The 26,809-nt window shown below is 64.6% G+C and carries 27 protein-coding genes; 6 read left to right on the plus strand and 21 right to left on the minus strand.

Annotated features, from left to right (window positions below; genetic code table 11):
• Positions 1-11: 11 nt before the first annotated feature.
• Together CSQ99_RS01325 and CSQ99_RS01330 are read left to right on the plus strand one after the other, a co-directional pair.
• Complete coding sequence (locus CSQ99_RS01325; RefSeq protein WP_099037215.1) at positions 12-1,514, plus strand: amino acid permease; 1,503 nt, start codon at positions 12-14, stop codon at positions 1,512-1,514.
• Positions 1,511-2,392, plus strand: a complete 882-nt coding sequence (locus CSQ99_RS01330) for a universal stress protein (protein WP_099037216.1) — start codon at positions 1,511-1,513, stop codon at positions 2,390-2,392. Before CSQ99_RS01325 ends, CSQ99_RS01330 begins: the two co-directional genes overlap by 4 nt.
• On the opposite strand, the gene CSQ99_RS01335 is transcribed toward CSQ99_RS01330, so the two are convergent.
• From CSQ99_RS01335 to CSQ99_RS01355, 5 genes are all read right to left on the minus strand, one after another.
• Positions 2,389-3,243 carry a mycofactocin-coupled SDR family oxidoreductase gene (locus tag CSQ99_RS01335; protein ID WP_099037217.1) on the minus strand — a complete coding sequence of 285 codons (855 nt, stop codon included), beginning with the start codon at positions 3,241-3,243 and terminating at the stop codon, positions 2,389-2,391. The genes CSQ99_RS01330 and CSQ99_RS01335 overlap by 4 nt on opposite strands.
• Before the next feature lie 177 nt (positions 3,244-3,420).
• A complete protein-coding gene (locus tag CSQ99_RS01340; RefSeq protein WP_099037218.1) occupies positions 3,421-4,665 on the minus strand; it encodes an arginine deiminase in 1,245 nt (414 codons plus the stop codon).
• 25 nt (positions 4,666-4,690) lie between these two features.
• Positions 4,691-6,139 carry a basic amino acid/polyamine antiporter gene (locus CSQ99_RS01345; protein WP_099037219.1) on the minus strand — a complete coding sequence of 483 codons (1,449 nt, stop codon included), beginning with the start codon at positions 6,137-6,139 and terminating at the stop codon, positions 4,691-4,693.
• 21 nt (positions 6,140-6,160) lie between these two features.
• Complete coding sequence (locus tag CSQ99_RS01350; RefSeq protein ID WP_099037220.1) at positions 6,161-7,000, minus strand: SHOCT domain-containing protein; 840 nt, start codon at positions 6,998-7,000, stop codon at positions 6,161-6,163.
• Positions 7,001-7,248: 248 nt separating this feature from the next.
• Positions 7,249-8,115 (minus strand): cutinase family protein, encoded by an 867-nt coding sequence (locus CSQ99_RS01355; RefSeq protein ID WP_099037221.1) that lies wholly within the window; start codon positions 8,113-8,115, stop codon positions 7,249-7,251.
• 146 nt (positions 8,116-8,261) lie between these two features.
• Between CSQ99_RS01355 and CSQ99_RS01360 the strand changes: the two genes are divergently transcribed.
• Complete coding sequence (locus CSQ99_RS01360; protein WP_099037222.1) at positions 8,262-9,266, plus strand: alcohol dehydrogenase; 1,005 nt, start codon at positions 8,262-8,264, stop codon at positions 9,264-9,266.
• 47 nt (positions 9,267-9,313) lie between these two features.
• Here the strand turns inward: CSQ99_RS01360 and CSQ99_RS01365 are convergent, their stop codons facing one another.
• From CSQ99_RS01365 to CSQ99_RS01375, 3 genes are read right to left on the minus strand one after another with little or no spacing between them, the layout of a single operon-like run.
• A complete protein-coding gene (locus tag CSQ99_RS01365) occupies positions 9,314-9,637 on the minus strand; it encodes an AtuA-related protein (RefSeq protein ID WP_099037223.1) in 324 nt (107 codons plus the stop codon).
• Positions 9,634-10,953: an acyclic terpene utilization AtuA family protein gene (locus tag CSQ99_RS01370; RefSeq protein ID WP_099037224.1), complete on the minus strand. Its 1,320-nt coding sequence runs from the start codon at positions 10,951-10,953 to the stop codon at positions 9,634-9,636. Before CSQ99_RS01370 ends, CSQ99_RS01365 begins: the two co-directional genes overlap by 4 nt.
• A gap of 11 nt (positions 10,954-10,964) precedes the next feature.
• Positions 10,965-12,305, minus strand: a complete 1,341-nt coding sequence (locus tag CSQ99_RS01375) for a CitMHS family transporter (RefSeq protein WP_099037349.1) — start codon at positions 12,303-12,305, stop codon at positions 10,965-10,967.
• A gap of 93 nt (positions 12,306-12,398) precedes the next feature.
• Between CSQ99_RS01375 and CSQ99_RS01380 the strand changes: the two genes are divergently transcribed.
• Positions 12,399-13,349, plus strand: a complete 951-nt coding sequence (locus CSQ99_RS01380; protein ID WP_099037225.1) for a LysR family transcriptional regulator — start codon at positions 12,399-12,401, stop codon at positions 13,347-13,349.
• 69 nt (positions 13,350-13,418) lie between these two features.
• Here CSQ99_RS01380 and tuf read toward each other — a convergent pair whose 3' ends face one another.
• The 7 genes from tuf to CSQ99_RS01415 form a co-directional block, all read right to left on the minus strand.
• Positions 13,419-14,609 carry an elongation factor Tu gene (tuf, locus tag CSQ99_RS01385; RefSeq protein ID WP_083124562.1) on the minus strand — a complete coding sequence of 397 codons (1,191 nt, stop codon included), beginning with the start codon at positions 14,607-14,609 and terminating at the stop codon, positions 13,419-13,421.
• A gap of 87 nt (positions 14,610-14,696) precedes the next feature.
• Entirely contained in the window at positions 14,697-16,802 is a 2,106-nt protein-coding gene (gene fusA / locus CSQ99_RS01390; protein WP_099037226.1) for an elongation factor G, read from the minus strand.
• A gap of 76 nt (positions 16,803-16,878) precedes the next feature.
• Positions 16,879-17,349 carry a 30S ribosomal protein S7 gene (gene rpsG, locus CSQ99_RS01395; protein WP_099037227.1) on the minus strand — a complete coding sequence of 157 codons (471 nt, stop codon included), beginning with the start codon at positions 17,347-17,349 and terminating at the stop codon, positions 16,879-16,881.
• Positions 17,349-17,723 carry a 30S ribosomal protein S12 gene (rpsL, locus tag CSQ99_RS01400; RefSeq protein WP_014209181.1) on the minus strand — a complete coding sequence of 125 codons (375 nt, stop codon included), beginning with the start codon at positions 17,721-17,723 and terminating at the stop codon, positions 17,349-17,351. The genes rpsG and rpsL overlap by 1 nt, the downstream gene beginning before the upstream one ends.
• A gap of 324 nt (positions 17,724-18,047) precedes the next feature.
• Positions 18,048-18,638 carry a TetR/AcrR family transcriptional regulator gene (locus CSQ99_RS01405; protein ID WP_099037228.1) on the minus strand — a complete coding sequence of 197 codons (591 nt, stop codon included), beginning with the start codon at positions 18,636-18,638 and terminating at the stop codon, positions 18,048-18,050.
• 82 nt (positions 18,639-18,720) lie between these two features.
• Positions 18,721-19,257: a DUF3558 domain-containing protein gene (locus CSQ99_RS01410; protein WP_099037229.1), complete on the minus strand. Its 537-nt coding sequence runs from the start codon at positions 19,255-19,257 to the stop codon at positions 18,721-18,723.
• Positions 19,257-19,808, minus strand: coding sequence for a DUF3558 domain-containing protein (locus CSQ99_RS01415; RefSeq protein WP_099037230.1), 552 nt, complete (start codon positions 19,806-19,808; stop codon positions 19,257-19,259). The genes CSQ99_RS01410 and CSQ99_RS01415 overlap by 1 nt, the downstream gene beginning before the upstream one ends.
• An 88-nt stretch (positions 19,809-19,896) precedes the next feature.
• Here CSQ99_RS01415 and CSQ99_RS01420 point away from each other — a divergent pair, with 88 nt between their 5' ends.
• Positions 19,897-20,340, plus strand: coding sequence for a DUF3060 domain-containing protein (locus CSQ99_RS01420; RefSeq protein ID WP_099037231.1), 444 nt, complete (start codon positions 19,897-19,899; stop codon positions 20,338-20,340).
• Positions 20,337-20,744 (plus strand): DUF3060 domain-containing protein, encoded by a 408-nt coding sequence (locus tag CSQ99_RS01425; protein WP_099037232.1) that lies wholly within the window; start codon positions 20,337-20,339, stop codon positions 20,742-20,744. The genes CSQ99_RS01420 and CSQ99_RS01425 overlap by 4 nt, the downstream gene beginning before the upstream one ends.
• Here CSQ99_RS01425 and CSQ99_RS01430 read toward each other — a convergent pair.
• From CSQ99_RS01430 to CSQ99_RS01455, 6 genes are read right to left on the minus strand one after another with little or no spacing between them, the layout of a single operon-like run.
• Positions 20,741-21,514 carry a crotonase/enoyl-CoA hydratase family protein gene (locus CSQ99_RS01430; protein WP_176560811.1) on the minus strand — a complete coding sequence of 258 codons (774 nt, stop codon included), beginning with the start codon at positions 21,512-21,514 and terminating at the stop codon, positions 20,741-20,743. The two genes, CSQ99_RS01425 and CSQ99_RS01430, sit on opposite strands and share 4 nt — an antisense overlap.
• Positions 21,511-22,239 (minus strand): PaaX family transcriptional regulator C-terminal domain-containing protein, encoded by a 729-nt coding sequence (locus CSQ99_RS01435; RefSeq protein ID WP_099037233.1) that lies wholly within the window; start codon positions 22,237-22,239, stop codon positions 21,511-21,513. The genes CSQ99_RS01430 and CSQ99_RS01435 overlap by 4 nt, the downstream gene beginning before the upstream one ends.
• A 2-nt stretch (positions 22,240-22,241) precedes the next feature.
• Positions 22,242-23,180 (minus strand): crotonase/enoyl-CoA hydratase family protein, encoded by a 939-nt coding sequence (locus CSQ99_RS01440; RefSeq protein ID WP_099037234.1) that lies wholly within the window; start codon positions 23,178-23,180, stop codon positions 22,242-22,244.
• Positions 23,177-24,805, minus strand: a complete 1,629-nt coding sequence (locus tag CSQ99_RS01445) for an acyl-CoA dehydrogenase family protein (protein ID WP_099037235.1) — start codon at positions 24,803-24,805, stop codon at positions 23,177-23,179. Before CSQ99_RS01445 ends, CSQ99_RS01440 begins: the two co-directional genes overlap by 4 nt.
• A 54-nt stretch (positions 24,806-24,859) precedes the next feature.
• Positions 24,860-25,612 carry an alpha/beta fold hydrolase gene (locus CSQ99_RS01450; protein WP_099037236.1) on the minus strand — a complete coding sequence of 251 codons (753 nt, stop codon included), beginning with the start codon at positions 25,610-25,612 and terminating at the stop codon, positions 24,860-24,862.
• Between the two features lie 12 nt (positions 25,613-25,624).
• On the minus strand, positions 25,625-26,800 hold the full coding sequence (locus CSQ99_RS01455) for a phosphatase PAP2 family protein (RefSeq protein WP_099037237.1): 1,176 nt from the start codon (positions 26,798-26,800) through the stop codon (positions 25,625-25,627).
• Between the last annotated feature and the right edge of the window lie 9 nt (positions 26,801-26,809).

The raw sequence follows: 26,809 nt of genomic DNA on the forward strand, positions 1-26,809 counted from the left end.
CAGGAGGCACCATGACTGCCCCATCGATCAGCCTCAAGGACCAGCTGCTGCGGCGCAGGCCTGTGACCGGCGCGCCGGTGGCGCACGGTGCCTCCGACCATCTCAAGCGAAGTATCGGCGCGTTCCAGCTGACGATGTTCGGCGTCGGCGCCACCGTCGGCACCGGCATCTTCATCGTGCTGCAGCAGGCCGTGCCCAAGGCCGGGCCCGCGGTGCTGATCTCGTTCGTGATCGCAGGCGTCGCCGCGGGCCTATCCGCCATCTGCTACGCCGAGATGGCCTCCGCTGTACCGGTTTCCGGATCAACCTATTCGTACGCCTACACGACGATGGGCGAGTTCGTCGCGATGGGCGTGGCCGCATGCCTGCTTCTCGAGTACGGCGTCTCGATGTCGGCGACGGCTGTCGGCTGGAGCGGTTATCTGAACAAGCTGCTGGACAACTTGTTCGGATTCACGCTGCCGCACTCGCTGAGCGCGTCGCCGTTCGGTGAGACACCGGGCATCGTCAACCTTCCCGCCATGCTCCTGATCGTCATGTGTGCGCTGCTGCTGATTCGCGGTGCCAGCGAGTCCGCGAAGGTCAACACCATCATGGTGCTTCTCAAATTGGGGGTGCTCGCGCTGTTCGTCGCCGTCGCGGCGACCGCGTTCACCACTGACCACTTCGCCGGCTTCTGGGATGCCGGCTTTGCCGGAATCACCGCGGGGGCGGCCACCATCTTCTTCACCTTCATCGGACTCGATGCGGTTTCTACCGCAGGCGACGAGGTCAAGAATCCACAGAAGACCATGCCGCGCGCGATCATCGCCGCGCTGATCGCCGTCACCACCATCTACATCCTGGTGGCGTTCGCGGGCCTCGGTACGCAGGACGCCGAAGCGTTCGGATCCGAAGAACAGTCCGAGGCAGGGCTTTCGGTCATCCTTGAGAACGTTCTCGGGGGCTCGACCTGGGCCAGCACGATCCTCGCCCTCGGTGCGGTGATCTCGATCTTCTCGGTGACACTCGTGGTGATGTACGGCCAGACCCGCATCCTGTTCGCCATGGGCCGCGACGGGTTGCTTCCATCGATGTTCGCCAAGGTCAACCCGCGCAGCATGACACCGGTGAACAACACCATCGTCGTGGCCGTCATCACGGGGCTGCTGGCGGGCTTCGTCCCCATCGACTACCTGTGGGACCTGGTGTCGATAGGCACACTCGTCGCATTCATCACGGTGGCGGTCGGCGTGATCATCCTGCGCCGCCGCGAGCCCGACCTGCCGCGTGGCTTCAAAGTTCCCGGTTATCCGGTGACACCGATCCTGTCCATCGCCGCCTGCTTGTGGATCCTGTACGGCCTGCCCCCGAACACCTGGATATGGTTCGGGATCTGGGTGGCCGCGGTGCTGACCTTCTACTTCCTCTGGAGCCGACGCCACAGTGCGCTGATCGACGGCGGTGACGGCCTCATCCCCACCGCGGCTCCGACGGAGGACGAAGTACTGATGCCGCCGAAGGATCCTCAATGAGCGTCGCCGTCGGCTACCTGGCCGGCAAGGGCGGCCGCTCGCCGCTGTACCTCGCGGTGGAAGCTGCGAAGACGCTGAAGACGTCGCTGACGGTGGTGACCGTGGTGCCGCGGCCATGGATGACGCCCTCGATCGCCCGTATCGACGCCGAATACGCCCAGTACGCCGAGCAGTTGGCGGCGGACTCGGCCAAAGACGCGCGCGAATGCCTCAACGCGATTGGCAGCGGCGTCGAGGTGGAATTCCACAAGGTCGCGCACCGGTCGGCTTCCGGCGGACTGCTCGAAGCCGTCGACGAGCTCAAAGCCGAAGCGCTGGTGCTGGGTTCGGCGGCGGACGGCAAGCTGGGACAAGTTGTCATCGGCTCGACGGCGGACCGGCTGCTGCACTCCTCTCCCATTCCGCTCGCCATCAGCCCCCGGGGCTACCGAGGGTCGAAGTCCGGCGGACTGTCTCGTTTCACCTGCGCCTTCCCCGGCACAGCCGAATGCGTGCACGTCGTAGAACGCGTGCGGGCACTGGCGGAAAGACTCGACGTGCCGATGCGGGTCGTCACCTTCGTCGTCCGCGGCCGAACTATGTACCCGCCCCAAATAGGGCTGCGCGTCGAGGACTCGATACTCGAGGCCACTGCAGCACAGGCACGGGACACGTTGGCGGAGTTGAAGAAGCAGGGTGTCGTTGGTGAGGACGTGACGCTGCAGGTCGCCACGGGCAATGGCTGGGACGAGGCCATCGACAACGCCGACTGGCTCGACGGCGAACTGCTGGCGCTCGGCACCAAGCAAACCGGCGGAATCGCCAGGGTTTTTCTCGGCTCGCGCGGATCAAAGATCCTGCGGCACAGCCCAGTACCGGTCCTCGTACTGCCGGGCTAGTACTTCATCGTGCCGCGGTCGACGTTGATCTGGCTGCCCGAGATCGTCGCCGAACCATCGCTGGCCAGCCACGCTACGACATCCGAAACTTCTTCGGCCGTCATGAAATCCTGCAGACTCGACGCGCCCGCCTGACTCACCGCACGGTACGGGAACGGCTTGAAGCTGTGGATGAAGCTCGGGAACTTCCCGAAGAGCTCCATCATCGCGTCCTTCTCCACCATCGGCGTGTCGATCGAGTAGGGATGGATCGAGTTGACCCGAATCCCGAACTCGCCCACCTCCAATGCCAGCGAGTTGGTCAGTGAGGTCAGGCCGTGTTTGGACGCCGCATAGTGACCGTTACCCGGGGTGGCCTTCAGCCCCGCCGATGAACTCACGATGACGATCGACCCGCCGTTGCCCGCCGAAATCATCGCCGGAACAGCCGCGCGAATGGTCTTCCAGGTACCCGTCAGATTCACGTCGATGACCGAGCTCCACTGCTCCTCGGACATCTCGAAGAGACGGGCCCAGCTCAGTACGCCCGCGTTGGCCACCAGGATGTCCAGCCGGCCGAACTGCTCGATCCCGTCTGCGACCACCTGCTGCAACGCGGCCAGATCGCGGATGTCGACCTCACGGGCCAGCACCTTGCGGCCTGCGGCCTCCACGGCGCGCACGGTCTCGGCGAGTTCCTCCGACGTTCCCAGCGGGTAGGTGATGGTCTCGGAGATCGGCCCGCAGACATCCACGGCGATGATGTCGGCGCCCTCGTTGGCCAACCGGATCGCATGCGCGCGGCCCTGGCCACGCGCGGCCCCCGTAATGAATGCCACTCGCCCCTCCAGGGGCCCGCCAGTTGCCGTCACCGCTGCTCCATTCACTTGGCGCGAGCGACCGTGTCTGTACAGGGACGCGCCGCTGAACTACGTACCAAAGCAGTCGCTCGCGCGGGCGAGCTCCACGTTCACGCTAACAGCCGAACTGGAACGTGTTCTAACAGCCCTGACGACCGGGTCCGATGTCGCCGCCGGGGCGGCTCCGGGTCAATCGAGGGCGTCGCGGGTGATCGGGCAGGTCATACAGTGGCCTCCCCCGCGACCGCGGCCGAGTTCGGCACCCACGATCGTGATCACCTCGATGCCCGCCCGGCGCAGCAGGGTATTGGTGTGGGTATTTCGGTCGTAGGCGAAGACCACGCCCGGTTCGACGGCGACGAGGTTGTTGCCGCTGTCCCACTGCTGACGCTCTGAGTCGTACTTTGTGCCACCCGTTTCCACCACCCGCAGGGCGCCCAGCCCGAGCGCATCAGCGACCACTTCGACGAACGGCTTGTTCGCCTCCTCGACCTCGACGCCCGGATCGGCATCGCTGGGATGCAGGACGAACGTCTGTATCGAGTCGACGATGTCTGGATACAGCGTGACCACATCACGGTCGGCGAAGGTGAACACGGTGTCCAGGTGCATGGCCGACCGGAGCTTGGGCATTCCGGCGACGACGACCTTGGTGACGGCTTTCTCGGCGAACAGTTTGGCCGCCACTTGGGTGATCGCCTGGCGCGACGTGCGCTCGCTCATCCCGATGATGACGACCCCGTTGCCCGGCACGAGGACGTCGCCGCCCTCGATGGTCGACATCCCCCACGACTCTTCCGGGTCACCCCACCACACGGTCGAGCCGACGAAGTCGGGATGGAACTCATAGATGGCCTTCATCAACAACGTCTCGTCGTGTCGAGCGGGCCAGAACAGCGGATTGAGCGTCAGGCCTTGATAAATCCAGCACGTGGTGTCACGGGTGTAGAGCGTGTTCGGCAGCGGCGGCATCAGATACTCGGTGACGCCTGCGGCTTCGCGCGCCAGCGCCCGGTAACCCGACTGGATCTCAGAAGGCAGGTCGCGGGTCGACATGCCACCGATCAGCAGCTCCGTCAGCCGCGGGCTCTGCAACGAGTCCAGGAAGCCGCGCGTGTCATCGACGAGTCCCAGGCCCACTTCGTTCGGCACGATCTTGCGGTCCAGAAGCCAGGATTTCGCCTCGGGGATCTCCATCGTCTCGGCGAGGAGCTCGTGTAGTTCGACCACCTCGACATCGCGGTCGCGCATCTTGTCGATGAAGTCGAAGTGGTCGCGGCGGGCGTTTTGCACCCACAGCACATCGTCGAACAGCAGGTCGTCGCAGTTGGTCGGGGTCAGGCGCTCGTGCGCCAGACCCGGCGAGCACACCAGCACCTTGCGCAGCTTGCCGACCTCGGAGTGAACACCGTAGTTCGCGGACGGATTCGTCACTTCAGTTCCTCTCAAGCGGTGGCCGCTAGATTTCGATCGCTCCCGTTGCCAAGGACACCACAGCTGCGACGGCGCCGAGGAGAATCACCCCGAACAACACCGCCTCCGCCGGCCGGAATACGCGCAGACCTCTTTCGCGGCGCGCCTGGTAGTAGAGCGCAGCAGCCGGTGCGTACAGGAGGCAGGACAACAGCAGCTTGTCGAAGCCCGCGGCGTAGATCAGGAACAAGGTGTACACCGTCGCCAGTCCGGCGATAACCATGTCCGGAACAAGCGATTTGCCGTCTCCATACGTCTCGCGGGTAGCTGTGAGCTTCAACGCGTAGGCCGCCGCGAACAGGTACGGAATGAGCGACAGCGCGGCGGTCAGGTCCAGCATGAAATCAAGCGCATCGGCCGCGAACAGCAACGCCACCAGCAACAGCGAGATCAGCCCGGCGGCCATGACGAGTGCGGTAACGGGCGCGCCGTGGCTGTTGGTGCGCGCCAAGAACTTCGGCATGTCTGCGGATTTGGCCGGAATGTAGAGCACCTCCGCAGCCATCAACGTCCACGCGAGATATGCGCCGAGGACCGAAATGATCACGCCGACTCGAATGAAGATCGATCCCCAATGACCGACCACCGATTCCAGCACCGCCGCCATGGATGGCTGGCTTACGCCGGCGAGCTCGCCCTGGGGCATGACGCCGTAGGACACCAGAGTTACCAGGGCGAAAACGCTGAGCACACCCAGGAATCCGACGACCGTGGCGCGGCCCACATCCTCCCGCTTGCGCGCCATCCTCGAATAGACGCTTGCGCCCTCGATACCCAGGAACACGAACACTGTGATCAGCATGGTGCCGGTGGCCTGGTCCCAGATCGCGGAGAACGAATACCCCTCCGAGCCTCCCCAGAAGTTGTCGGCGAACACATCGGCCTTGAACGCGATGCCCACGATCACGATGAACATCAGGATCGGCACGACTTTGGCGATGGTCACGATGTAGTTGATGACGGCCGCATCCTTGACTCCGCGCATCACCAACGCCGCGAACAACCACACACATATCGCGGACACGACCACCGCGAGCACGGTGTCCCCCGCGCCGAACGCGGGTACCAGCGCGCTCAACGTCGCGGTGATCAGTACCCAGTACGAGGTGTTACCCGCGCAGGCCGATGCCCAGTACCCGATCGCCGAATTGAAGCCGACATAGTCGCCGAAACCTGCCTTCGCGTACGCAAAGATACCGGCGTCGAGATCCGGCTTGCGCATCGCGAGACGCTGAAACACGAACGCCAGCATCAGCATTCCCAAACCGGCGATGGTCCACGCGATGATCGCCCCGAGCACGCCCGTCTCGGTGCCGAATCTGCGTGGCAGGAGGAAGACGCCGGCACCGATCATCGATCCGACCACCATCGCGGTCAACGTCGGCAAACTGACCTTCTGGTCACCCTTCGATGTGGTTGCGTCGGTATCGGTCATCGATCCGCTCCTGACGGTGGACTAGAGGTCGGCCAATATCTGTTGACGTTTGGCCGTGTACTCGTCGTCTGAGATCGCGCCTGTTGCACGAAGCGTCTCCAGCTCCTGAAGGCGTTGCGAGGTCGAGGGTTCGGGGGGCGCGGAAGTGAACGGCGCCGCCGAGGGTGCGGCTGCCTGCGCAGGCGCCGGGGGTGCCTGGGCTGCCGCAGCACGCCGCACGATTGCCTGGACCTGTTGGCGGGCCGCCGGATTGGCGCGTAGATCGATCATGCTGTTCAGGCCGATGCTGTTGGCCTTGAGAATTTGGAGGATCTCCATCAGCGGCCCGACCTGTCCGGACAGGTCGTAGGTTCTGTTGTCCTCGGCGATGGTGAAGGTCGCCGGCATCATGCCGCTGACCAAACTGCTTCGTTCCCAGTCGATTTGGTACTCGCTGGTGGTCGGGTCAACCAGCGCGACGAGTTTGCGGCTGGTGATCATCGGCAGTCGCGAAATCGACGCGATCACCCGATCCTGGCTGGCGAACGGCGCGATGCCCGGTCCGGAGATTTGCAGATCGATCTTCACCAGCGGCTGCTCGTTGATCCGCGTACCGGTCTCGTGAATACCAACGACCTGCGCCAGCGCCAGCACACCGGTCTGTTCCAGAGCCTGCGTCTTGGCTTTCGACCGCGCGCCCATGCTGGTGATACCCAATGCAATCAAGACATCGAGGGCGGTGATGGCCAAACCCGCCCAGAACATCCACTTCATGATCGGTTGCGCCCCGGACGCGAAATAGATCGCCAGGAAGATCGGGCCGACGATGCCGCACAACAGGACGAAGGCCTGGATCTTGACGTACCGCCAGAAAGTGGACATAAGGCCAAGCTCCTATGGAAAGTGGTCGTCGCGTCGCGTGTCAGATTAGACCCAAATCCGGGATTTTGAGCCGTTGCGGACCTTCCTGTCGGGCGCTGGTCACGGCGTCAGAGTCGGCGGTCTCGATGGCACTGTTCTGCGTACAAACGGGCGACTTCGAGGAGCGTGCGGGTTGGCTTACGGCATAGCGAGATTGGGCCCGGAACGGTGCTGGAGGTGCCCGAGCGCGGCGGTCACTCCGCCCGCGCCTACGGCGTCGGTGCGCTCGCGCTGAGCGGAACGATCGGCTGAGCTACCGGCGCCTCATTAGTCTGCGCGTCGGGGCCGCCGAGCAGGAAGTACAGCGGCGGCGTCCAGTCCAGACCCGGGGTCGTGGCGTAGCTGGTGTGAATGGCGACGCCCCGCGCGTACGACACCGAGGATTCCTCGTCATCGGGGTTGTAGTCACAAACCGCATCGCCGAGGTTGCACACGCTGATCGTTCGGGCGCCGATGGCCGGCGGCATCGGGCCGGGCGCATGGGCCAGGATCGGCCAATCCTGCGCCGCCCCCTTACCGCGCTCCGGGATTCCACTGGCCGTCCCCAGATTCAGAGTCGGGTCCTCCGGCAGGCGATCACCGTCGGCCACCAGCAGCACCGCGGCCAGATTGGGGCTGGCCTGGAGCGCCTCTAGGTTGCGGTGCACGACCATCGCACCCTGCGAATAGCCGGCCAGCACCACCTTGGATGCCGGGCAGCGCTGGACAAACCCCTCGTATTGCTTGCCCAGCGCCGCGGACCCGGCGTCCACGCTGCCGATGAAACCTAGCCACTCACCCACACCGCCGTCCTCGCCGGGAGCGTCCACCGCGGGGTAGTCGACCGCCTCGGCGGTCATGGTGCGGCCGTCCTGCTGGACCTGGGCCGAAAGCTCGCTCAGCGACTGGTAGACCACGCGGCCCATACCGTCGTTCTGAGTCAATTCGGCGGGGGTGCGCTCACCCGAGCCCGCGGCACCGATGAAGTGCACATCGGGGCAGGTGGACTGCGCTGACGCGACACCTAGAGAGAGCCCGGTGAGCCCAGAAAGACCGGCGAAAGCTGCACACGCGAGTGTGGCGACGCGACGGAACATGTAAACCTCAACCCTTCCGAGCCCCGACCAGGGCATACGCGTAGTAAATCGCCCCGGTCGCCGTCGGTGTTACAGCGCCGGGCACGCAGGCTTCCGCCGAGGTGATACACCTCACATCCTGCGGTAATGTCCGCGACGTGCCAACGATGAAGACTGCGCGGATCCCCGCGGCAAATGCGAAGTTCGAGCTCACCGACGTCGAAATCCCCGAACCAGGTCCGAGGCAGGTCCGTGTCAGGGTGCACGCGTGCGGCGTCTGTCATTCCGACGTCCTGACCGTGATCGGCATGCTGGGTAATTCATACCCGCGTACGCCTGGCCACGAGATCGCCGGCGTGGTCGACGCCCTCGGTGAGGGCGTGACGTCGTGGACGGTCGGAGACCGCGTCGGCGTCGGCTGGTTCGGCGGTTGCGATTTCACCTGTGAGGCGTGTCGACGCGGTGACTTCATCTCGTGCGAGAACGGTCAGATACCCGGTATCGCCTACGACGGTGGTTACGCCGAGTACATGGTTGCGCCTGCAGAAGCGCTCGCTCGCATCCCCGACGACCTCTCCCACGTCGACGCCGCCCCGCTGATGTGCGCGGGTATCACGACGTTCAATGCGCTGCGCGAATCCGTCGCTCGACCAGGCGACATTGTCGCGATCCTCGGAGTCGGAGGTCTCGGACACCTCGGCATCCAGTTCGCGGCGAAGATGGGCTTCGAAGTGGCCGCCATCGCCCGCGGGACGGACAAGGAGCCATTGGCGAAAAAGCTTGGCGCACATCATTACATCGACTCCAAAGCATCCAACGTCGCAGAGGAGTTGAACAAGCTCGGCGGCGCACAGGTGGTCCTCGCGACCGTCACGGTCGCCGACGCGATGACAGTCACGCTCGACGGCCTCAAGGCACGCGGACAACTCGTCGTCGTCGGCGCTCCCAGTGACCCGCTTCAGGTGCCGGGAGCCTCGATCATCTTCAAGTCCTCAGCCGTCCAAGGCCATGCGTCCGGAACGTCGCAGGACTCGGAGGACACGCTGCGCTTTTCGGCGATCACCGGCGTGCGGCCGATGATCGAGAAGATGCCGCTGTCGGAGGCGCAGGCTGCCTTCGACAAGATGATGAGCGGCGATGCCCGGTTCCGCGTGGTGCTCACGATGACCTAGGCGCAAACGCAAAGCGGCGCCCGGCCAAGGGAAACGCTCGGCGGGTTTCACGCGGTGGGTGAGGGAACGCGCATGCCAAGCAGTCGCGAGCTCAACGACTTGCCGTGACTGTCAAGCGCCAGCGATGTGGTCACCCCACCATCGAGCGCCTCCGTGCACACGAACTGTAGACCGCAGATCAAAGGAACTTCGTACCGGACGACGTCGCCGGTGATGTAGTCGGCCAGGTGTTTTCTCACCTGGTCGGCGGTGACATGCTTCGTGATCCATTGGTAGTGCCGGTCATCGAGCGGGAAGACCGACAGGATCGCAGTATTGCCCTTGTCTCCAGCGCGGGCGTGCGCAATTTCACGCAGGGGGACGCTGGTCACGTCGTCTCCATCAGCTCGATCTTGGGCGTCACGGCGTCACGGTGGATGAACGTCGACAGGATTCCGGTCACCTCGGTGACGTTCGTCCGGACACCACCGCCGCCGGCGGGGCCATTGAGGTACAGCGATTCGACTTCCCGGATGACATGGTGAGCGTGACCCGAGTCCGCGGACATTGCGGCAACTCGCAACCGGCACTCGCCATCAGCCACGGAATTCGGGGTATCGAGGGTGCCGATGAGGTCGATACGAGGATCGATGCCGCGGCGTCGAATCCGCTCGGCGGCAACCTCGCCGGCAAGTCGCGCTCGATCAACGCAGCCCGGTCCGGCATAGCTGATCTCCGCTTCGCCGCGAAAGCCGGCGCGATAGCCGACACTGACCTTCAGCTCATCGGGCCGACGCCTGCCTACTGCGCCCCGGACGTCAACCCGATCCACGCCCACCTCGCGCAATGTCACACCGTAAACGTCGAGCGTGACATCAGGAGTTTTGTACGCCCCCGGATCACCGAGTTCATAGAGCAACTGCTCGCGCACCGTTCGGCGATCGATCAAACCCCCTGTGCCATCGAGCTTTCCAATGCTGAAAGTTCCGTCGTGAGAGATGTCAGCGAAAGGTAAACCGATATCGGCCAATCCGGGAACGACTTTGTATCCGGGATCTGCGAAATATCCACCGCTGACTTGTGTGCCGCACTCCAGCAGGTGGCCTGCAAGTGTCGCAGCGGCCATCATCGCCTCGTCGTCGACGTCCCATCCGAATCGGTCGACGAGCGCGGCAACGAACAGGGATGGGTCGGCCACCCTGCCGGTGATGACGACATCAGCGCCGGCCTGCAGACCTGGAATCAAACTGTCCGCACCCAGATACGCGTTCGCGGAGACGATTTCACCATGGGAGGACAGAGGTTTGCCATCCTCGAGGGCATGCGCCTCCTGATCGATGAGGTGCAGCACGTCGTCCCCAGTGACCACCGCAACACGACACTGCAATCCGTTTTCCTGGGCGATGCGGACAGCCAGCTGGCCCGCCGCTATCGGGTTCGCGGCCCCGAGATTGCTCAGGATTCGCACCCGTCGCGGAATCGCCTCTGGAAGGAGCGCTCGTAAGCGTGCTTCGGCGTGCAAGTCGTAACCGCGCGACGGGTCGGCTCGTCTGCGGGCATGCGCGAGCGCTATCGTGCGCTCGGCAAGGCATTCGAGGACAAGGTCATCGAGCGCGCCATGGCGTACCAGTTCGACCGCTGAATCTATGCGGTCACCGGCAAATCCCGCGCCGCAACCGATGCGGACCGTGTCGGTCACCGAAGTCATCGTCCAGTCGCTTAGAGGCTCAGTGCGCCAGTGGCCAAAGCCACCGCGGTCATGACGAGCGTCGTCCCGAAAGCCCACAGGAAAATGTGGCGTTGGTGCTTTCCGAGCTCGACCTGAGCCATTCCGACCAGGATGAAAGTCGAGGCAGTCAGTGGGCTGAGCGGAAAGCCCGTCGTCATCTGTCCGAGAATCGCCGCACGACCTATCTCCGCCGGATCACCTCCGAAGGACGCCGCGGTTTCTGCCAGGACGGGTAGCACTCCGAAGTAGAACGCGTCCGGCGTGAAGACCAGACTCAGCGGCATCGCAAGAACCGCGGTGATCACCGGCAGCAAGCCACCCGCGCCGTCAGGCACGACACCGACCAACGCCTCGGCCATCGCCTTGATCATTCCGGTTCCGGAGAGGATGCCAGTGAGCACGCCCGCCGCGAAGATCATGGAGACCACCAGGACGACATTTCCACCGTGCCGATCGAAGAGTTCGCGTTGCTGCTTCCAGCTGGGAATGTTGACGGCTACGGCGAGCGCGAACGCGACGACGAACGCGACCTCCAGCGGCAGGAGTTGGAAGAGCAACACCACGACTAGCGCCACCGTCAGCGCGACGTTGAAGACCTGCTTGACACGACCGATCACGCGTCGTCGTGTCGAAAGATCCTCCTGATGAACGGTTCCCGGACCACCAACGGGCCGCGATGCCGTTGCATCCTCCGGCGCGGACTCGCTCAGCTCACAGACGCCGATCTTGGATCGCTCGCGCCGGCCGATCAGGTAAGCCGCCAGCAACACCCACGCTATGCCCCCACCCATCGCGGGCAACATAGGAATAAACAGCTCTGCGTTCGTCAGATCGAGCGACGCCATGGCACGCACGGTTGGACCGCCCCACGGGATCATGTTCATCACACCGGCCGCCAGCGCGACCACACCGGTGAGGACTATCGGCCGCATGCCGATGCGCTTGTAGATCGGCAGGAACGCCGACACCGTGATCAGGAACGTCGATGCGCCGTCACCGTCGAGTGCAACCAGAAGGGTGACAACAGCGGTACCGAGGGTGATTTTCACTGGATCGCCCCCGGCCCAGTCCACCACCCGCTTGATCACCGGATCAAAAAGCCCGAGGTCCACCATCAGGCTGAAGTAGAGGACGGCGAAGGCGATCATCACCGCCACAGGGGCGACCGTCAGGACGCCTTCGCCGACGAACTCGCCCAACTGCGAGCCCCACCCTCCGGCGATGGCGAAGACGATGGGCACGAGAACCAAGCAGACCAGCACGGAGGCTCGGGTCCAGAGCGTCAGGGCGAGAAAGGATCCTATGGTCAGGAACCCGAGGGTCGCGGTCATGTCCATCTCCTGTAATGCCGATCACAACGCCTTTGAGTATGAGACGGCCGACTTACGCAGGTCCAACATTAATAAGGCATAGATTTATGAGCTATGCGCATAGCTTGCACGTTGGCCCAGTTGGAGGCGGTGGTCGCCATAGCGGACAGTCAGAACTTCAGCCGCGCCGCGCGGCTTCACATGGTGGCTCAGTCGTCGCTGAGCCGCACGGTCGCGCAGGTAGAGCGGATATGCGGCGTCCAACTATTTGAGCGCACGACGCGTCAGCTGAATCTGACCAGCGATGGTGAGCAGTTCATTCGGATGGCGCGCAACATCTTGCAGACCTACCAGAGGGAGGTCGGTGACTTCGAGGCCTATCTCTCGGGCACCAGAGGTGTGCTCCGGCTCGCTGCACTGCCTTCGCTTGCCGTGTCGCTGCTCCCGCCGATGATCACCCGTTTTCGCAAACTCTATCCGGACATCAGGGTTGAGGTCGAAGACGTCCTCGCCGATCAGATCACCGACCATATCCGCAGCGGCACAGTCGATCTGGCGGTCACCGCGGAACCGCCGGTATCCCTTCAAGCCACGATGTCGGCGGCCGCCATCCGGTTCGACACGATCGCCGTCGACCACTTTTTTTGTGTCTTGCCCCGCGGTCATCGCCTCGAGGACCGCTCTGTTATCGATTGGGCCGACATCGGCGGCGAGGCGTTCATCGCCTTCGATGAGTCCAGCTCGGTCCGGCGCATTGTCGACGAAGCACTCATGAGTCACGGCGTCACACCTGCCCGCTTGATCAGCGCGCGCAACGTGGCATCCATCGCGGGACTCTGCGCAGCTGGACTCGGCGTCTCCTCAGCGCCCGGATTCGTCCTACCGCTGATGTCGTCGCCAGGCGTTGCCTTTCGACCTTTCGCCGGGGAACCGGTGACACGGCGAATCGGAGTCATGCGGGGTACACGACGACGACCGTCACCGGCTGCCCGTCAGTTCTTGGAAATCATCGACCGTGCGCCCGCGGAGATCGAACTGCCTCCCGGGGCGTACTGGCGGACGTGACACGGCCCCATCGCCGACGAAAACGGCGCCCACCCCGAGGGGTGAGCGCCGCTTCGCGGTATTGCTAGATCACTTGTGGATCTTGGTGACCCGGCCGGCGCCGACGGTGCGGCCACCCTCACGGATCGCGAACCGCAGGCCTTCGTCCATGGCGACGGGCTGGATCAGCTTGACGGAGATGTCGGTGTTGTCACCGGGCATCACCATCTCGGTGCCCTCGGGGAGGGTCACCACGCCGGTCACGTCCGTGGTACGGAAGTAGAACTGCGGGCGGTAGTTATTGAAGAACGGCGTGTGACGGCCGCCCTCGTCCTTCGACAGGATGTAGACGCTGCCGTCGAACTCGGTGTGCGGGGTGGTCGTGCCGGGCTTGACCACGACCTGGCCGCGCTCCACGTCCTCGCGCTTGATGCCGCGGACCAGCAGACCGACGTTGTCGCCCGCCATGCCCTGATCCAGCAGCTTGCGGAACATCTCGACACCGGTGACCGTGGTCTTGGTGACGGTCGGCTTGATACCGACGATCTCGACCTCTTCGTTGACGTTGATCACGCCACGCTCGACGCGGCCGGTGACGACGGTGCCGCGGCCGGTGATCGTGAAGACGTCCTCGACGGGCATCAGGAACGGCTTGTCGGTCTCGCGGACCGGGTCCGGGATCGACTCGTCGACGGCGTCCATCAGGTCCTCGACGGACTTGACCCACTCCGGGTCGCCCTCGAGCGCCTTGAGCGCCGACACCTTGATGACGGGAGCATCCTCGTCGAACTCCTGGGCGGCCAGCAGTTCGCGGACCTCCATCTCGACGAGCTCGATCAGCTCTTCGTCGTCAACCATGTCGGCCTTGTTCAGCGCGACGAGGATGTAGGGCACACCGACCTGACGCGCCAGCAGCACGTGCTCGCGGGTCTGCGGCATCGGGCCGTCGGTCGCGGCAACCACCAGAATCGCGCCGTCCATCTGGGCGGCACCGGTGATCATGTTCTTGATGTAGTCCGCGTGGCCGGGGGCGTCGACGTGCGCGTAGTGACGCTTCTCGGTCTGGTACTCCACGTGGGAGATGTTGATCGTGATGCCGCGCTGACGCTCTTCAGGCGCATTGTCGATCTGGTCGAATGCGCGCGACTCGTTCAACTCGGGATACTTGTCGTGCAGAACCTTGGTGATTGCTGCGGTAAGCGTGGTTTTGCCGTGGTCAACGTGACCGATGGTCCCGATGTTGACGTGCGGCTTCGTCCGCTCGAACTTCGCCTTCGCCACTTCTGTGTCCTCCTGGACTTGTTGGTGCTTGTTTAGAGCAGTGTTGATCTTTGCAGTTGTGTGGTCCCGCGAAACCAACGGGTCAGATTACTGACCTGTTGCCTTCGCGATGATCTCCTTCGACACGTTCGCCGGAACTTCTGCGTACGAGTCGAAAACCATGGAGTAGTTGGCCCGGCCCTGAGTCTTCGACCGAAGGTCTCCGACGTAACCGAACATCTCCGACAGCGGAACGTGCGCCTTGACGACGCGTGCACCGGCGCGCTCCTCCATAGCCTGGATCTGGCCACGGCGGGAGTTCAGGTCGCCGATCACTTCACCCATGTACTCCTCGGGTGTGGTGACCTCGACGGCCATGACCGGCTCCAGGATGACCGGCTGCGCCTGTGCGGCAGCCTTTTTCAGTACCTGGGAGCCGGCGACCTTGAAGGCCATTTCCGACGAGTCGACCTCGTGGTAGGCGCCGTCGAGCAGCGTGACCTTCAAGTTCACCAGTGGGTAACCGGCCAGCACGCCGTACTGCATGGCGTCCTGCGCACCGGCATCCACCGACGGGATGTACTCGCGGGGGATGCGGCCACCGGTGACCTTGTTCTCGAACTCATAGGTGGCACCGTCCTCGCCCGTGAACGGCTCGATGGAGATGAGCACCTTCGCGAACTGGCCCGAACCACCCGTCTGCTTCTTGTGGGTGAACTCGACCTTGTCGACCGTGCGCTTGATGGTCTCCTTGTAGGCGACCTGGGGCTTGCCGACGTTGGCCTCGACCTTGAACTCGCGCTTCATGCGGTCCACGAGGATGTCGAGGTGCAGCTCGCCCATACCGCCGATGACGGTCTGGCCGGTCTCCTGATCCAGGTGCACCTTGAAGGTCGGGTCCTCTTCGGCGAGCTTCTGGATCGCGGTGCCCAGCTTCTCCTGGTCGCTCTTGGTCTTGGGCTCGATGGCCACCTCGATGACGGGATCGGGAAAGGTCATCGACTCCAGCACGACCTGCTGGTTCGGATCCGACAGCGTGTCGCCGGTCGTGGTGTCTTTGAGGCCGATCACGGCGTAGATGTGACCCGCCGACGCGGTCTCCACCGGGTTCTCCTTGTTGGAGTGCATCTGGAACAGCTTGCCCAGCCGCTCCTTCTTACCCTTGGTGGCGTTGACGACCTGCGAACCGGAGTCGACCTTGCCCGAGTACACCCGGACGTAGGTCAGCTTGCCGAAGAACGGATGCGTGGCGACCTTGAAGGCCAGCGCCGAGAACGGCTCGTCGGTCGACGGCTTGCGGATGAGGATCTCTTCTTCCTTGCCCGGCGCGTGTCCGGAAACGGACTCGACATCCAGCGGCGACGGCAGATAGTCGATCACCGCATCGAGCATGGGCTGCACACCCTTGTTCTTGAACGCGCTGCCGCACAGCACCAGGTAGGCATCGGAGTTGATGGTGAGCTTGCGCAGCGCACCCTTGATCTCCTCGACCGACAGCTCCTCGCCGCCGAAGTACTTCTCGAGTAGCGATTCGTCGGTCTCGGCGACCGCCTCGAGCAGCTTGGTGCGGTACTCGTCGGCCTTCTCAGCCAAATCGGCTGGGATGTCGATGGTCTCGTAGGTCTCACCGAGCTTCGTCTCGCCACGCCATACCTTGGCGTTCATCTCGACCAGGTCGACGATGCCCTCGAAGTCGCCCTCGGAGCCGACCGGAAGCTGAATCGGGATCACGTTGGCGCCGAGGCGCTCTTCCATCGTGCGCACGGAGAAGTAAAAGTCCGCGCCTACCTTGTCCATCTTGTTGACGAAGCAGATCCGGGGAACGTCGTACTTGTCGGCCTGGCGCCACACCTGCTCGGACTGCGGCTCGACACCCTCCTTGCCGTCGAACACGGCAACGGCACCGTCGAGCACCCGCAAGCTGCGCTCCACCTCGACGGTGAAGTCGACGTGCCCGGGGGTGTCGATGATGTTGATCTGGTTGTCGTTCCAGAAGCAGGTGGTAGCGGCGGAGGTGATGGTGATCCCCCGCTCCTGCTCCTGCTCCATCCAGTCCATGGTGGCGGCGCCGTCGTGCACCTCACCGATCTTGTAGCTGATACCGGTGTAGTAGAGGATGCGCTCGGTCGTCGTCGTCTTACCGGCATCGATGTGCGCCATGATGCCGATGTTGCGGACCTTGGTCAGGTCGGTCAGCACGTCCTTCTGTGCCACAGAAGTCTTCTCTCTCGCTTGATAGTGTTTTCAGCCTTGACTCGCCAGCACCCCGGCATTGCCGCGGGCGGCTAAGTCACCAGCGGTAGTGCGCGAAGGCGCGGTTCGCCTCGGCCATCTTGTGGACGTCTTCGCGTCGCTTCACTGCGGCGCCCAGACCATTGCTGGCGTCAAGAAGTTCGTTCGCCAGGCGCTCCACCATGGTCTTTTCGCGGCGCTGCTTGGAGAAGCTGACCAGCCAGCGCAGGGCGAGCGTGGTCGACCGCTCCGGACGCACCTCGACGGGCACCTGGTAGGTGGCGCCACCGACACGACGGCTGCGCACCTCGAGGGCCGGCTTGACGTTGTCCATGGCGCGCTTGAGCGTCACCACTGGGTCGGTGCCGGTCTTCTCGCGGGCCTGTTCGAGCGCACCATAAACAATGCGTTCGGCCAGCGATTTCTTCCCGTCCAACAGAACCTTGTTGACCAGCTGGGTGACCAGCTGCGACCCGTAGACCGGATCGTTGACCAACGGACGCTTGGGTGCGGGCCCCTTGCGCGGCATTAGCTCTTCTCCTTCTTGGCGCCGTAGCGGCTGCGCGCTTGCTTACGGTTCTTCACACCCTGGGTGTCCAACGAACCGCGGATGATCTTGTAGCGCACACCGGGCAGGTCCTTCACACGACCGCCGCGCACGAGCACCATCGAGTGCTCCTGCAGGTTGTGGCCCTCACCGGGGATGTAGGCGGTGACCTCAACCGCGCTCGTCAGCTTGACGCGCGCCACCTTCCGAAGTGCCGAGTTCGGCTTCTTCGGGGTGGTGGTGTACACGCGGGTGCACACGCCGCGGCGCTGCGGGCTGCCCTTGAGGGCCGCGGTCTTGACCTTGGCGATCTTGTCGCGGCGACCCTTGCGGACCAGCTGCTGAATGGTTGGCATCTACCGGCTTTCTGTGTGCTTCGTTGTCTCTAGGTCGTGCTGAAAGTCTCTGTACTGCAGTTATGTCCCGTTCGCGTACCCCGCGATCGGGTGTGTCGCACGCGCCCGCCGCGAAGATTTGCCTCTAGGCTTCGTGGACACGCGAATTGGCCCGGCGTGCAGGCATGCTTGCAGACGTTTTTGGTGGTGCACGTCCGCAATGCGCCTTATCTGCCAGGCACGATCGTCCACGATACCAGGGTGACGCGTGGCGACCAAACCCGTCGGCGAACGGCTAGCCGCAGGTCAGACGCCTAGCTCGACCCTTACTCTTCGCGCAAGCGCTCATCGGCGTTCCATTCCGGCCGCCAGCCGCGTCATCATGTCGGTGAACACCGCGTCGGTCTCGATCCCGTGCATCGCGCCGGTCATCTCCAGCAGCACGAATCCATGCATCGCCGACCAGAACTCCAGCGCTGCGTAGAACGCGTTCTCGCCTTCGAGTCCATAGGACGCCAGGACGTCGATCACCGGGGCCGCCGTCCGACGGGTGGCCTCGGTGAACTCGGGATCGTCCCCCCCGAGGGGCATCCGGGTGAAGGCGGAGTATCGGCCCGGATGGTGGTGGGCGTAGCTGCGGTACGCGGCGGCCATGGCCAACACCGCATCGTCGCGGGTACGGCCCTGACCCACGTTGTTGAGCATGTCGATGATGTCGCCGACCACCCGCATTCGCACGGTGCGCCGCAAGTCCTCGAGGCTGAGCACGTGGTTGTACAGCGACGGGCCTTTGGTGCCGAGCTGGGTCGCGAGCGCATTGATCGTGAGCGCGTCCCATCCCTCGCGGTCCAAAAATGTCAGCGCCGCGTTGACGATCGAGTCGCGGCTGAGCCGCGCGGGACGCCGGCCCTGCGTGCTCGACGGCTGAGCTGCCATATAGAGCGTCCCCCTCTCCGGGATCCCGCGGAATCGGGCCACGCCAAACTAACACCTCTAGTTTTACCTGGTCAGATCTCTCTCAGTTGACGCGGTCCTGACTGAGTTGGGCGAGTTGCTCGGTGACGGCGCACAGATCGGGCAGCGTCGCGGGGTTCAGCGTCTGGATCGACCAGGTGATGACGTCCCCGCCCTTGGCGACGTAAATACTGCAGGCGTTGCCGTCGTAGGCCTTGAAACCTTTGTTGCCGTCCAGCGACAGTTCGGTCAGCGTGCGTCCGGCGCTCTGTTCGAGCGACCGCTCGGTGTCCATATCGCTGCCGCGATACCACCACGTCGATATCCCCATCCCGGCGCCGACACTGCCGAATTGGGAGTTCTCCTGCCAGAAGCATCCGGCATCGCTGACGACGGCCCTGGTGAACTTCGCCGGCCCGGTCGCCGCGGCGATGTCCGCGTCAGTGATGCCGTTGCAATCCCCGCTGCGGAACCCCGCGCCCGCCGTTGCCGCTGCCGGGGTCGACGGCGCCGCACCATCCCCCGAGGGCCCGCAGCCGCCGAGGACGGCCGACACCGCGACCGATGCCACCAACCACGACACCGTCTTTCGCGCATTCATCACAGGTCCGACCGGAGGGTGGCGGACAGCAATTTCTCGGCATCCTGACACGGGTCGCCGCCACTGGACTTGCCGCGGAACTGCACCCACCAACTCAGCACTCCCGTGCCGGCCGCGGCCGTCGCAGCGCATCCCGCGCCAGTGGTGTCACGCCGGGCCAGAAATGCGTCGTGTCGTTCGACGTCGGTATCGGTGATCGTCGCCCCGCGTTCGGTGGCCAACTCCCGCTCGCGCTCCAGGCTGCCGGACTCGAACCACGAGAACGTCACGTCGATGATCTGAGGCACTCCTGGGCCGACATCTCCCCGCGTCAGCACGTACTGACAGACGGCGCCGCTGTAGGGGCGGACCACGTGATCGGCGGCCAGCGTTTCCTCGACGGAGCTGTCGAGCAGAAGTCCGCAGCGGTCATCGACATAGCCGTAGCTGCGGGTGGGATCGGGTACGCCGAGATGCGCCCGTCGCGCGGTACCGCTGACGGTCGAGGAACATCCAACGATCACCGCCGCCGTGACCGCCGCGGCAGCAACCTGATTGACACGCCAACGCATCGCACATGACACGCTACCCAGCCCCCTGGCGAATAGCGACTTGAACGAACCGAGCCTTCACCTGGGCGCGAGGCCGTACTCTCTCCCCATGATCTGGAGTCTTGTGGCCCGGGCTGCGTCGGCATGTGCGATTGCGCTGCCCGTTGCGATGACTGTCGGGGTTCCTGGTGCAGCTGCGCAACCGCCCGGAGTCTGCAACCCGTACCTACGTCAATGCGCCGGCAACGTCGTCGTCGGTGACGACGTCCAGGGCGATACCCACTTCACCGGGAACGGCATCAAGCAGACGATCGACTGCAACAACCGCACATTGCTGGTGAACGGCGGGTTCAACGAGATCACCGCGCTGGGAACCTGCTGGGCGGTAACCGTCCAGGGCAACGGGAACATCGTCGTCGCCGACAACATAATCAACGACGTGACCGTGTACGGCTGGGATCAAACCGTGCTCTACAAGAACGGTGCGCCGAAGATCTGGGATCGCGGCCGCGAACTGGGCATGACGAACAACGTCAACCGGGTGGCCGGATGAGGCGCGCATCCGCCGTGGCCGTCGCCGTCATTGCGGCCGCCATGGTGCTCGCCGGCTGCGGCTCGGAGAGTTCGGACACCAAGACTCCGACCGCGACGGCTGGCACATCCGGTGCGCAGGTCGAGGTCGGTAACACGATCAACTACGGGTCGTTCGGCACCACCGCCGACATCGATTGCGCGGATGGCAAATCGCTCAACATCGGCGGGTCCAACAACACCTTGACCGTCAAGGGCACCTGCGCCAACGTGAACATCGGCGGGGCCGACAACAAGGTGGACTTCGAGCGCATCGACAAAGAGATCAGCGTCGTCGGCCTGAACAACACCGTGACCTACAAAGACGGCGATCCGAAGGTCAATGACACCGGTTCGAACAACAAGATCGGCAAGGCCAGCTCTTAGGTGCTCGCACCGTGCCTGCCCGCGCCCGCCGCGAATCGTGCAGCGCCTTCCAGTGATTCGGCGGCCACGCGTGACATGCTGCCGAACTCGAAGTCCATCGCGTCGGCTTCCGACGACCCCCACTGATGCAGCATCGACAGGCGATCGGCGCGCATGCACTGCTGGGGAAGCGCCGCGAGTTCGGCCGCAAGTTCCTCGGCCCGCCGGCGTGCTTCGCCTTTCGGCACGACCCTGTTCGCGAGCCCGATCTCGTATGCCTCGTTGGCCCCGACCGCGCGTCCGGTGAGGATGAGGTCCATCGCTCGGCTGTGCCCGATCAGCCTGGGCAGTCGCACGGTGCCGCCGTCGATCAGCGGCACGCCCCAGCGGCGGCAGAACACGCCCATGATGGCGTCCTCCTCGACCACTCGCATGTCGCACCACAGCGCCAATTCCAGTCCACCCGCGACGGCGTAGCCGCTGACCGCGCCGATCACCGGCTTTGACAGCACCATTCGACTCGGCCCCATCGGCCCGGGGCCGCTGCGGTGGACGGGATTGGCGTCTTCAGTTCCGAAGGCCTTGAGATCGGCTCCCGCGCAGAATGTTCCGTTGTCACCCCAGAGCACAGCGACGGCGGCCGAGTCGTCCTTGTCGAACTCATCGAACGCGGCGTACAACCCGGCCGCGGCGGGTCCGTTGACCGCATTACGCGCCTCGGGCCGATTCATGATCACCGTGGTCACCGGGCCGTTCTTCTCCACCCGCACGCCACCCGGTTCCCCGGTCATGTCGCCTCCATCAATTCGTGGTCGCGCCGCGAGATCAGCTCCGCGGCGAATTCGTTGTAGGCCGCACGCAGTTCTGCGCCCGGCCAGTTGTTGGGCAGTAATTCTCGGGGCAGCACCGGGTCGGTGAGAAGATGTCGCACCATCGCGGCGGCGATGACGAACCGCTCGGGAATGTCAGCGGCGGAGTTCATTTCGTCAAGCAACTCGCGACCGATACGCGCCCAGCCCAGCAGGTCCCACAGCCCGGCGGCGAGCTCGGCCGGATCGTCGTCACGGGTGTGCAATTCCCGGCCGCGTTGCAGCACTTCGGCAGGCAGGGCGGTGTCGAGGTTGTCGGGCCGTAACCACACTCCTTCGCGGAGTTCACCGAACCTGTTGTCCTGCAATGTGTTACGCAGCGTCGCGCGGGAGCGGGCGTCGGTGCCGACGCTGGTGATCACCAGCGTCTTCCATGCTCCGTCCCACGTGCGCAGCCGGGGATTTATCGCGTCGTCCTGGCGCCGCTGCCTGCCGAGCAGCCGGTCGGACAGCCGGTAGCCGTCCTGCGACCGCACCAGGTCACCTGCGCTAACCATCCTGGTCAACGCCACTCGCACCGTCGGCTCTTTGATGTCGAAATCAGCTGTGAGCCTGATGAGTTCGCTCGCAGTGGCCCAGGCCGGATGCGCGCCGAGGAGCACACTCAGCACGACCGAGCGGGCCGTCATCCGCTGGGGCGATGACATCGTCAGACCCCGGATGCCTTCCGGCCGTGATCGCCGAACGGCTCATCACGTTGACGGACGGCCTCGCGGAAGCCGTGCTCGCGGGATTGCGCGACGAACGCGTGCCCTTCCGGAGTGTGCCGGGCGACACCGTCGAAGATCGTCGAGATCATCGCGCTGTTGGACACCCCTTGGTTGAGCAGCGCGGAGTTCATCGCAAGCTTCACCATGATCAGCTGGTTGATCGGGACGGCGGCTATCCGCTCGACCAGTCGCTCCGTGCGTTCGTCCAGATCCTCGGGGGCGGGCGCCTCCACAGCCAGTCCCCACTCGGCGGCCTGGGCCCCGGTGATGGAATCACCGGTCAGCAGAAGACGTTTGGCCCGCTGATCACCCAGCCGGTGGGCCCACATCCCTGCGGCGGGTACACCCCAGACGCGGGTGGGTGGATAGCCGATCTTGGCATCGGCGGCGGCGATCACCTGATCGGCGTGCAGTGCGATGTCGGTGCCGCCAGCCACGCAGTAACCGTGGATCTTGGCGACCGTCGGCTTGTCGGCGTGCAGCAGGCTGGAGAAGCCGCGAACGAACCGGCTCATCATCTGGTAGTCGATCATCGGATCCCACGGCTGATCGGGCAGATGGTTGACCGCCTGTGTCCTGCCGGACAGCACGGTGTCCTGGTACGGACTGCCCCCGCCCGCCGACGACGAACCCTCGGCGTAGGCGGACAGGTCGAAGCCCGCGCAAAAGCCTTCGCCGCGACCGGAAACGAGGATCACGTGCACGCTGGGATCGAGGTCCGCGCGTTCGACTAATGCGGACAACTCCAAGGGCGTGTCGGCGACGATCGCGTTGCCCTTCTCGGGCCGGTTGAACGTGATGCGCGCAACCCGGTCGGTGACCTCATAGGTCATCGTCTTCAAGTTGTCGAAATCAACGGGTCTGATCGCGTGCGTCATCCCTTCACCAAAGCACGTTCCAGGATCGGTGCGAGATCCAGCCCGGTAGGCATGGTTCCGAACGCCCCGCCCCACGCACCGCCCAGTCGCGTCGCCAGAAACGCCTCGGCGACAGCGGGATGACCGTGGCGCACCAGCAGTGAGCCCTGCAGCGCCAGGCTGATGTCCTCGGCGACCTTGCGGGCGCGGTACTGGACGGACTCCAGGTCTCCCAATTCGGACCGTAGGCCGTCGACGTGGGCGTCCAGGCGCCGATCCTGACCCGCGGTGCGGGAAAGCTCGTCGAAGAGTACGTCGACGCACTCCGGCCGGGTTGCCATGGCGCGCAACGTGTCCAACGCGCTGACGTTGCCCGATCCTTCCCAGATACCCATCAGCGGCGCTTCGCGATACAGCCTGGGCATACCGGATTCCTCGACGTATCCGTTACCGCCGAGGCATTCCATTGCTTCGGCCGCGTGCGGGGTGGCGCGCTTGCACACCCAGTACTTGCCTGCCGCCAAACCGATGCGACGCAGCATCGTCTCACGCTCGTCACCGCGCACCGCGGCGTCGGTGGCACCCGCCATGCGCATCGCGAGGATGGTCGCAGCCTCGGCTTCGACCGCGAGGTCGGCCAGCACGTTGCGCATCAACGGCTGATCGATCAAGTACTCGCCGAACGCCTTTCGATGCTGCGCGTGATGAATCGCGCGGGCCAGGCCGCTACGCATACTGGTGGCGCTGCCCAACGTGCAGTCCAGCCGGGTGAGGTTGACCATCTCGATGATGGTGGGCACCCCGCGGCCCTCCTCGCCGACGAGCCACGCGGTCGCGCCGTCGTACTCCACCTCGCTCGAGGCGTTGGCGTGGTTGCCGAGCTTGTCCTTGAGTCGCTGCAGGAACATGCGGTTGCGGCTGCCGTCGGGCAGGATCCTCGGCAGCAAGAAGCACGACAGACCCTTGGGCGCCTGGGCGAGAACGAGAAAGATGTCGCACATCGGCGCCGAAGTGAACCACTTGTGGCCGGTCAGGCTGTAGCTGCCGTCTGAGTTGGGGACGGCCTCGGTGGTGCCCGCGCGCACGTCGGAACCGCCCTGCTTCTCGGTCATCGACATGCCCGCGGTGATACCGACTTTCGTCGTCGGCGCCTTGAGCTCTGGGTCGTACTCACGGCTGGTCAACAGTGGCTCGTAGACCTTCGCGAGTTCGGCGTTGGCGCGCAGGGCGGGCACGACGGCGTAGGTCATCGAGATCGGGCACACGTGGCCGGGTTCGGGCGTCCAGACCGACATTTTCGCCGCCCGCACGACGTGGGCGCCGGTCCGGTCGTCCGCCCACGGCGCGGCGTGCAGACCGTGACCGATCGCCGTCGTCATCAGCTCGTGGTAGGCCGGGTCGTACTCGACCTCGTCGACGCGGTGACCGTAGCGGTCGTGAGTGCGCAGGATCGGCTGGTTGCGATCGGCGAGCTCACCCCAACGCTGCGCCCGCTTGGAACCCGAGATCGCGCCGAGATCGCTGACCTCGTCGACGCCCCATTCGCCGCCCTCGCGGATCAGCGCCTCGGCGAGCACCGGGGAGGTGGCCGGGTTGTAGTCCTCCAGCAGCGGAACCTGATTGGTGACGACGTGCGTATCTGCCATGCCGCCGATATTACACTTTTTCGACAACTGAACAATAGTCGTAATACCGGCTCGTCAGTGCTGAAGGCGTGAAGCGACGACCTGGAGCACCTGTTCGGCGGAGGAGAAGAACGAACCGATGTGCGCTTGGCCGGCGATGACGTCGACGGTCGCGTGAAGAGCCGCTGCGTCGGCACGCATATGCGGCACGATCCAGTCCTCAGAACCCACGTAGTACGTGGCGCCGCAGCCAACCGTCACGGGGTCGATGTAGCGGGTCGGACGCAGCGATCCCTCGATTGCGGCGGCCACCGCATATGGGTCATTGCCCGCCTCGAACATCGTCTGTAAGCCGACGTCGGTGACACCGAGCACCTGCCACAGGCCCGACCAATCGCCGCGCCACAAGAAGGCCGCCAGCGGTCGAAGCAGCCGGTCGGCTTCCTCGGCGTGGGCATGCATCGCGTACGCACCGACCACGACGTGACTCACCCTCTCGGGATGGCGGCTGGCGAGGTTGCAGGCAAGCCAACCGCCGCGCGAGTACCCCCATGCGGTCACGCGGTCGATCCCCTCGGCGTCGAGAACCGCGACAAGGTCGGCCGTCACGCCGGCGGCAACGTAGGCGTCGGCGTCATGCGGGGTGTCACTGGCCCCATGCCCGAGCGGATCGACATTGATGACACGCCAATCCCGGACGAGCGCCTCTGAGTAGCCGAAGTCGCGCCAGTGCTGTGCCGCGCACAACGTCCCTGCGATCAGCAGCAGAGGGGGTCCGTCGCCGTCCACCGTGTAGTCGATCCGGTGGCCGCGCGACTCAACAGCCATGCGCGGATCAGATCACGGATCGGGCACCGGGCCCGGCAGATTCTCCACAGTCGGCGTTCGGCGCGCCCGTCGCGCCTCGTGGCGGTTGAGCACAGCGATCACCACGACGGCCAGCGCCCAGCCCAGCAGGATGTCGATGACGTAGTGCTCGGCGGTGTACACCAGCGTGAATGCCATGATCAGCGGATAGAGCACCAGCACCGGCCGCCACCCTCGGTGCACCCGGTTCCACAGGAACATCGCCACCGCGGCGGTCATACCAGCGTGCAGGGACGGAATGGCCGCAACCAGATTGACGCTGGCCTGGCCCTGATCGAGCAACGCCGTTGCCGAGTGCAGGTTCAGGTTGCCCCAGCCCCGGCCGACGATTCGCTCGATCCAGTTGTTTGCGCCGTCCTGCGTGGACTGCATTGCCCCGAGCACACCACCGTCGGGCACACCGCGCGCCGACCTGAACATGCACCGCGGGTTGGCGGGGCCGCCGGCGACATCCGCCGCGGTGCAGCGGGCGGCTGCCCACGGCGGTGCGGCGGGCAGTGTCGCGTAGATCGCCAAGCCCACGACATTGAGCCCGACGAACAGTTTGACGAAGGACTTCCATTCCTCGCGATCACGCAGCCACAACACCGCCGCGACCACGTAGGGAAGGATGAAGAACGACATGTAGACGCTGCTGATGATTACCTCCCACCACGGCGGCTCGGGAAGCTTCAGCTGCTCCTGCAGCCACACGGTCGGCATCGTGCCGGAGAACAGCCAGCGGTCGGCGTCGGCGGGCCACTCCCACAGCGTCGGCCGACCGATCATGTCGGCCGCTCCCCTGCTCAGGTCGTAGGCGATGAGCACCAGGGCGAACGGCAGCCAGTCCCGGATGATGTACAGCATTCGACGGCCCTGACCGATGCTGGCGACCGCCAAACCCGTGCAGACGTAGAGCAGCACCAGTTCGCGGTTGAAGGCGAAGCCGTCGGTCGCGGTGCGGTAGATGATGACTGTCGCCCAGATGACGACGGCGACCCATCGCAGGATCCGCAGCCATGGAGCCGGACGACCTGGACTGGGCGCCTGCTCGACCGGTTCGATCGGTTCGACCGGATCGATCGGATCGACCGGATCGACCTGTTTGACCGGTTCGATCGGATCGAAGGCGCGCGGGGGCGCAATTGACGACTCGTCAATCGCGGACATTCCGAAGAG

The organism is Mycobacterium neglectum (assembly GCF_002591975.1).
Taxonomy (GTDB): domain Bacteria; phylum Actinomycetota; class Actinomycetes; order Mycobacteriales; family Mycobacteriaceae; genus Mycobacterium; species Mycobacterium neglectum.

Excerpts from the sequence above, each read along its gene's own strand:
- CSQ99_RS01325 (WP_099037215.1), top strand. The coding sequence starts at position 12 with ATGACTGCCCCATCGATCAGCCTCAAGGACCAGCTGCTGCGGCGCAGG.
- CSQ99_RS01330 (WP_099037216.1), top strand. The coding sequence starts at position 1,511 with ATGAGCGTCGCCGTCGGCTACCTGGCCGGCAAGGGCGGCCGCTCGCCG.
- CSQ99_RS01345 (WP_099037219.1), bottom strand. The coding sequence starts at position 6,139 with ATGACCGATACCGACGCAACCACATCGAAGGGTGACCAGAAGGTCAGT.
- CSQ99_RS01350 (WP_099037220.1), bottom strand. The coding sequence starts at position 7,000 with ATGTCCACTTTCTGGCGGTACGTCAAGATCCAGGCCTTCGTCCTGTTG.
- CSQ99_RS01355 (WP_099037221.1), bottom strand. The coding sequence starts at position 8,115 with ATGTTCCGTCGCGTCGCCACACTCGCGTGTGCAGCTTTCGCCGGTCTT.
- CSQ99_RS01360 (WP_099037222.1), top strand. The coding sequence starts at position 8,262 with ATGAAGACTGCGCGGATCCCCGCGGCAAATGCGAAGTTCGAGCTCACC.
- CSQ99_RS01370 (WP_099037224.1), bottom strand. The coding sequence starts at position 10,953 with ATGACTTCGGTGACCGACACGGTCCGCATCGGTTGCGGCGCGGGATTT.
- CSQ99_RS01375 (WP_099037349.1), bottom strand. The coding sequence starts at position 12,305 with ATGACCGCGACCCTCGGGTTCCTGACCATAGGATCCTTTCTCGCCCTG.
- CSQ99_RS01380 (WP_099037225.1), top strand. The coding sequence starts at position 12,399 with ATGCGCATAGCTTGCACGTTGGCCCAGTTGGAGGCGGTGGTCGCCATA.
- rpsG (WP_099037227.1), bottom strand. The coding sequence starts at position 17,349 with ATGCCGCGCAAGGGGCCCGCACCCAAGCGTCCGTTGGTCAACGATCCG.
- rpsL (WP_014209181.1), bottom strand. The coding sequence starts at position 17,723 with ATGCCAACCATTCAGCAGCTGGTCCGCAAGGGTCGCCGCGACAAGATC.
- CSQ99_RS01405 (WP_099037228.1), bottom strand. The coding sequence starts at position 18,638 with ATGGCAGCTCAGCCGTCGAGCACGCAGGGCCGGCGTCCCGCGCGGCTC.
- CSQ99_RS01410 (WP_099037229.1), bottom strand. The coding sequence starts at position 19,257 with ATGAATGCGCGAAAGACGGTGTCGTGGTTGGTGGCATCGGTCGCGGTG.
- CSQ99_RS01415 (WP_099037230.1), bottom strand. The coding sequence starts at position 19,808 with ATGCGTTGGCGTGTCAATCAGGTTGCTGCCGCGGCGGTCACGGCGGCG.
- CSQ99_RS01420 (WP_099037231.1), top strand. The coding sequence starts at position 19,897 with ATGATCTGGAGTCTTGTGGCCCGGGCTGCGTCGGCATGTGCGATTGCG.
- CSQ99_RS01425 (WP_099037232.1), top strand. The coding sequence starts at position 20,337 with ATGAGGCGCGCATCCGCCGTGGCCGTCGCCGTCATTGCGGCCGCCATG.
- CSQ99_RS01430 (WP_176560811.1), bottom strand. The coding sequence starts at position 21,514 with ATGACCGGGGAACCGGGTGGCGTGCGGGTGGAGAAGAACGGCCCGGTG.
- CSQ99_RS01435 (WP_099037233.1), bottom strand. The coding sequence starts at position 22,239 with ATGTCATCGCCCCAGCGGATGACGGCCCGCTCGGTCGTGCTGAGTGTG.
- CSQ99_RS01440 (WP_099037234.1), bottom strand. The coding sequence starts at position 23,180 with ATGACGCACGCGATCAGACCCGTTGATTTCGACAACTTGAAGACGATG.
- CSQ99_RS01445 (WP_099037235.1), bottom strand. The coding sequence starts at position 24,805 with ATGGCAGATACGCACGTCGTCACCAATCAGGTTCCGCTGCTGGAGGAC.
- CSQ99_RS01450 (WP_099037236.1), bottom strand. The coding sequence starts at position 25,612 with ATGGCTGTTGAGTCGCGCGGCCACCGGATCGACTACACGGTGGACGGC.
- CSQ99_RS01455 (WP_099037237.1), bottom strand. The coding sequence starts at position 26,800 with ATGTCCGCGATTGACGAGTCGTCAATTGCGCCCCCGCGCGCCTTCGAT.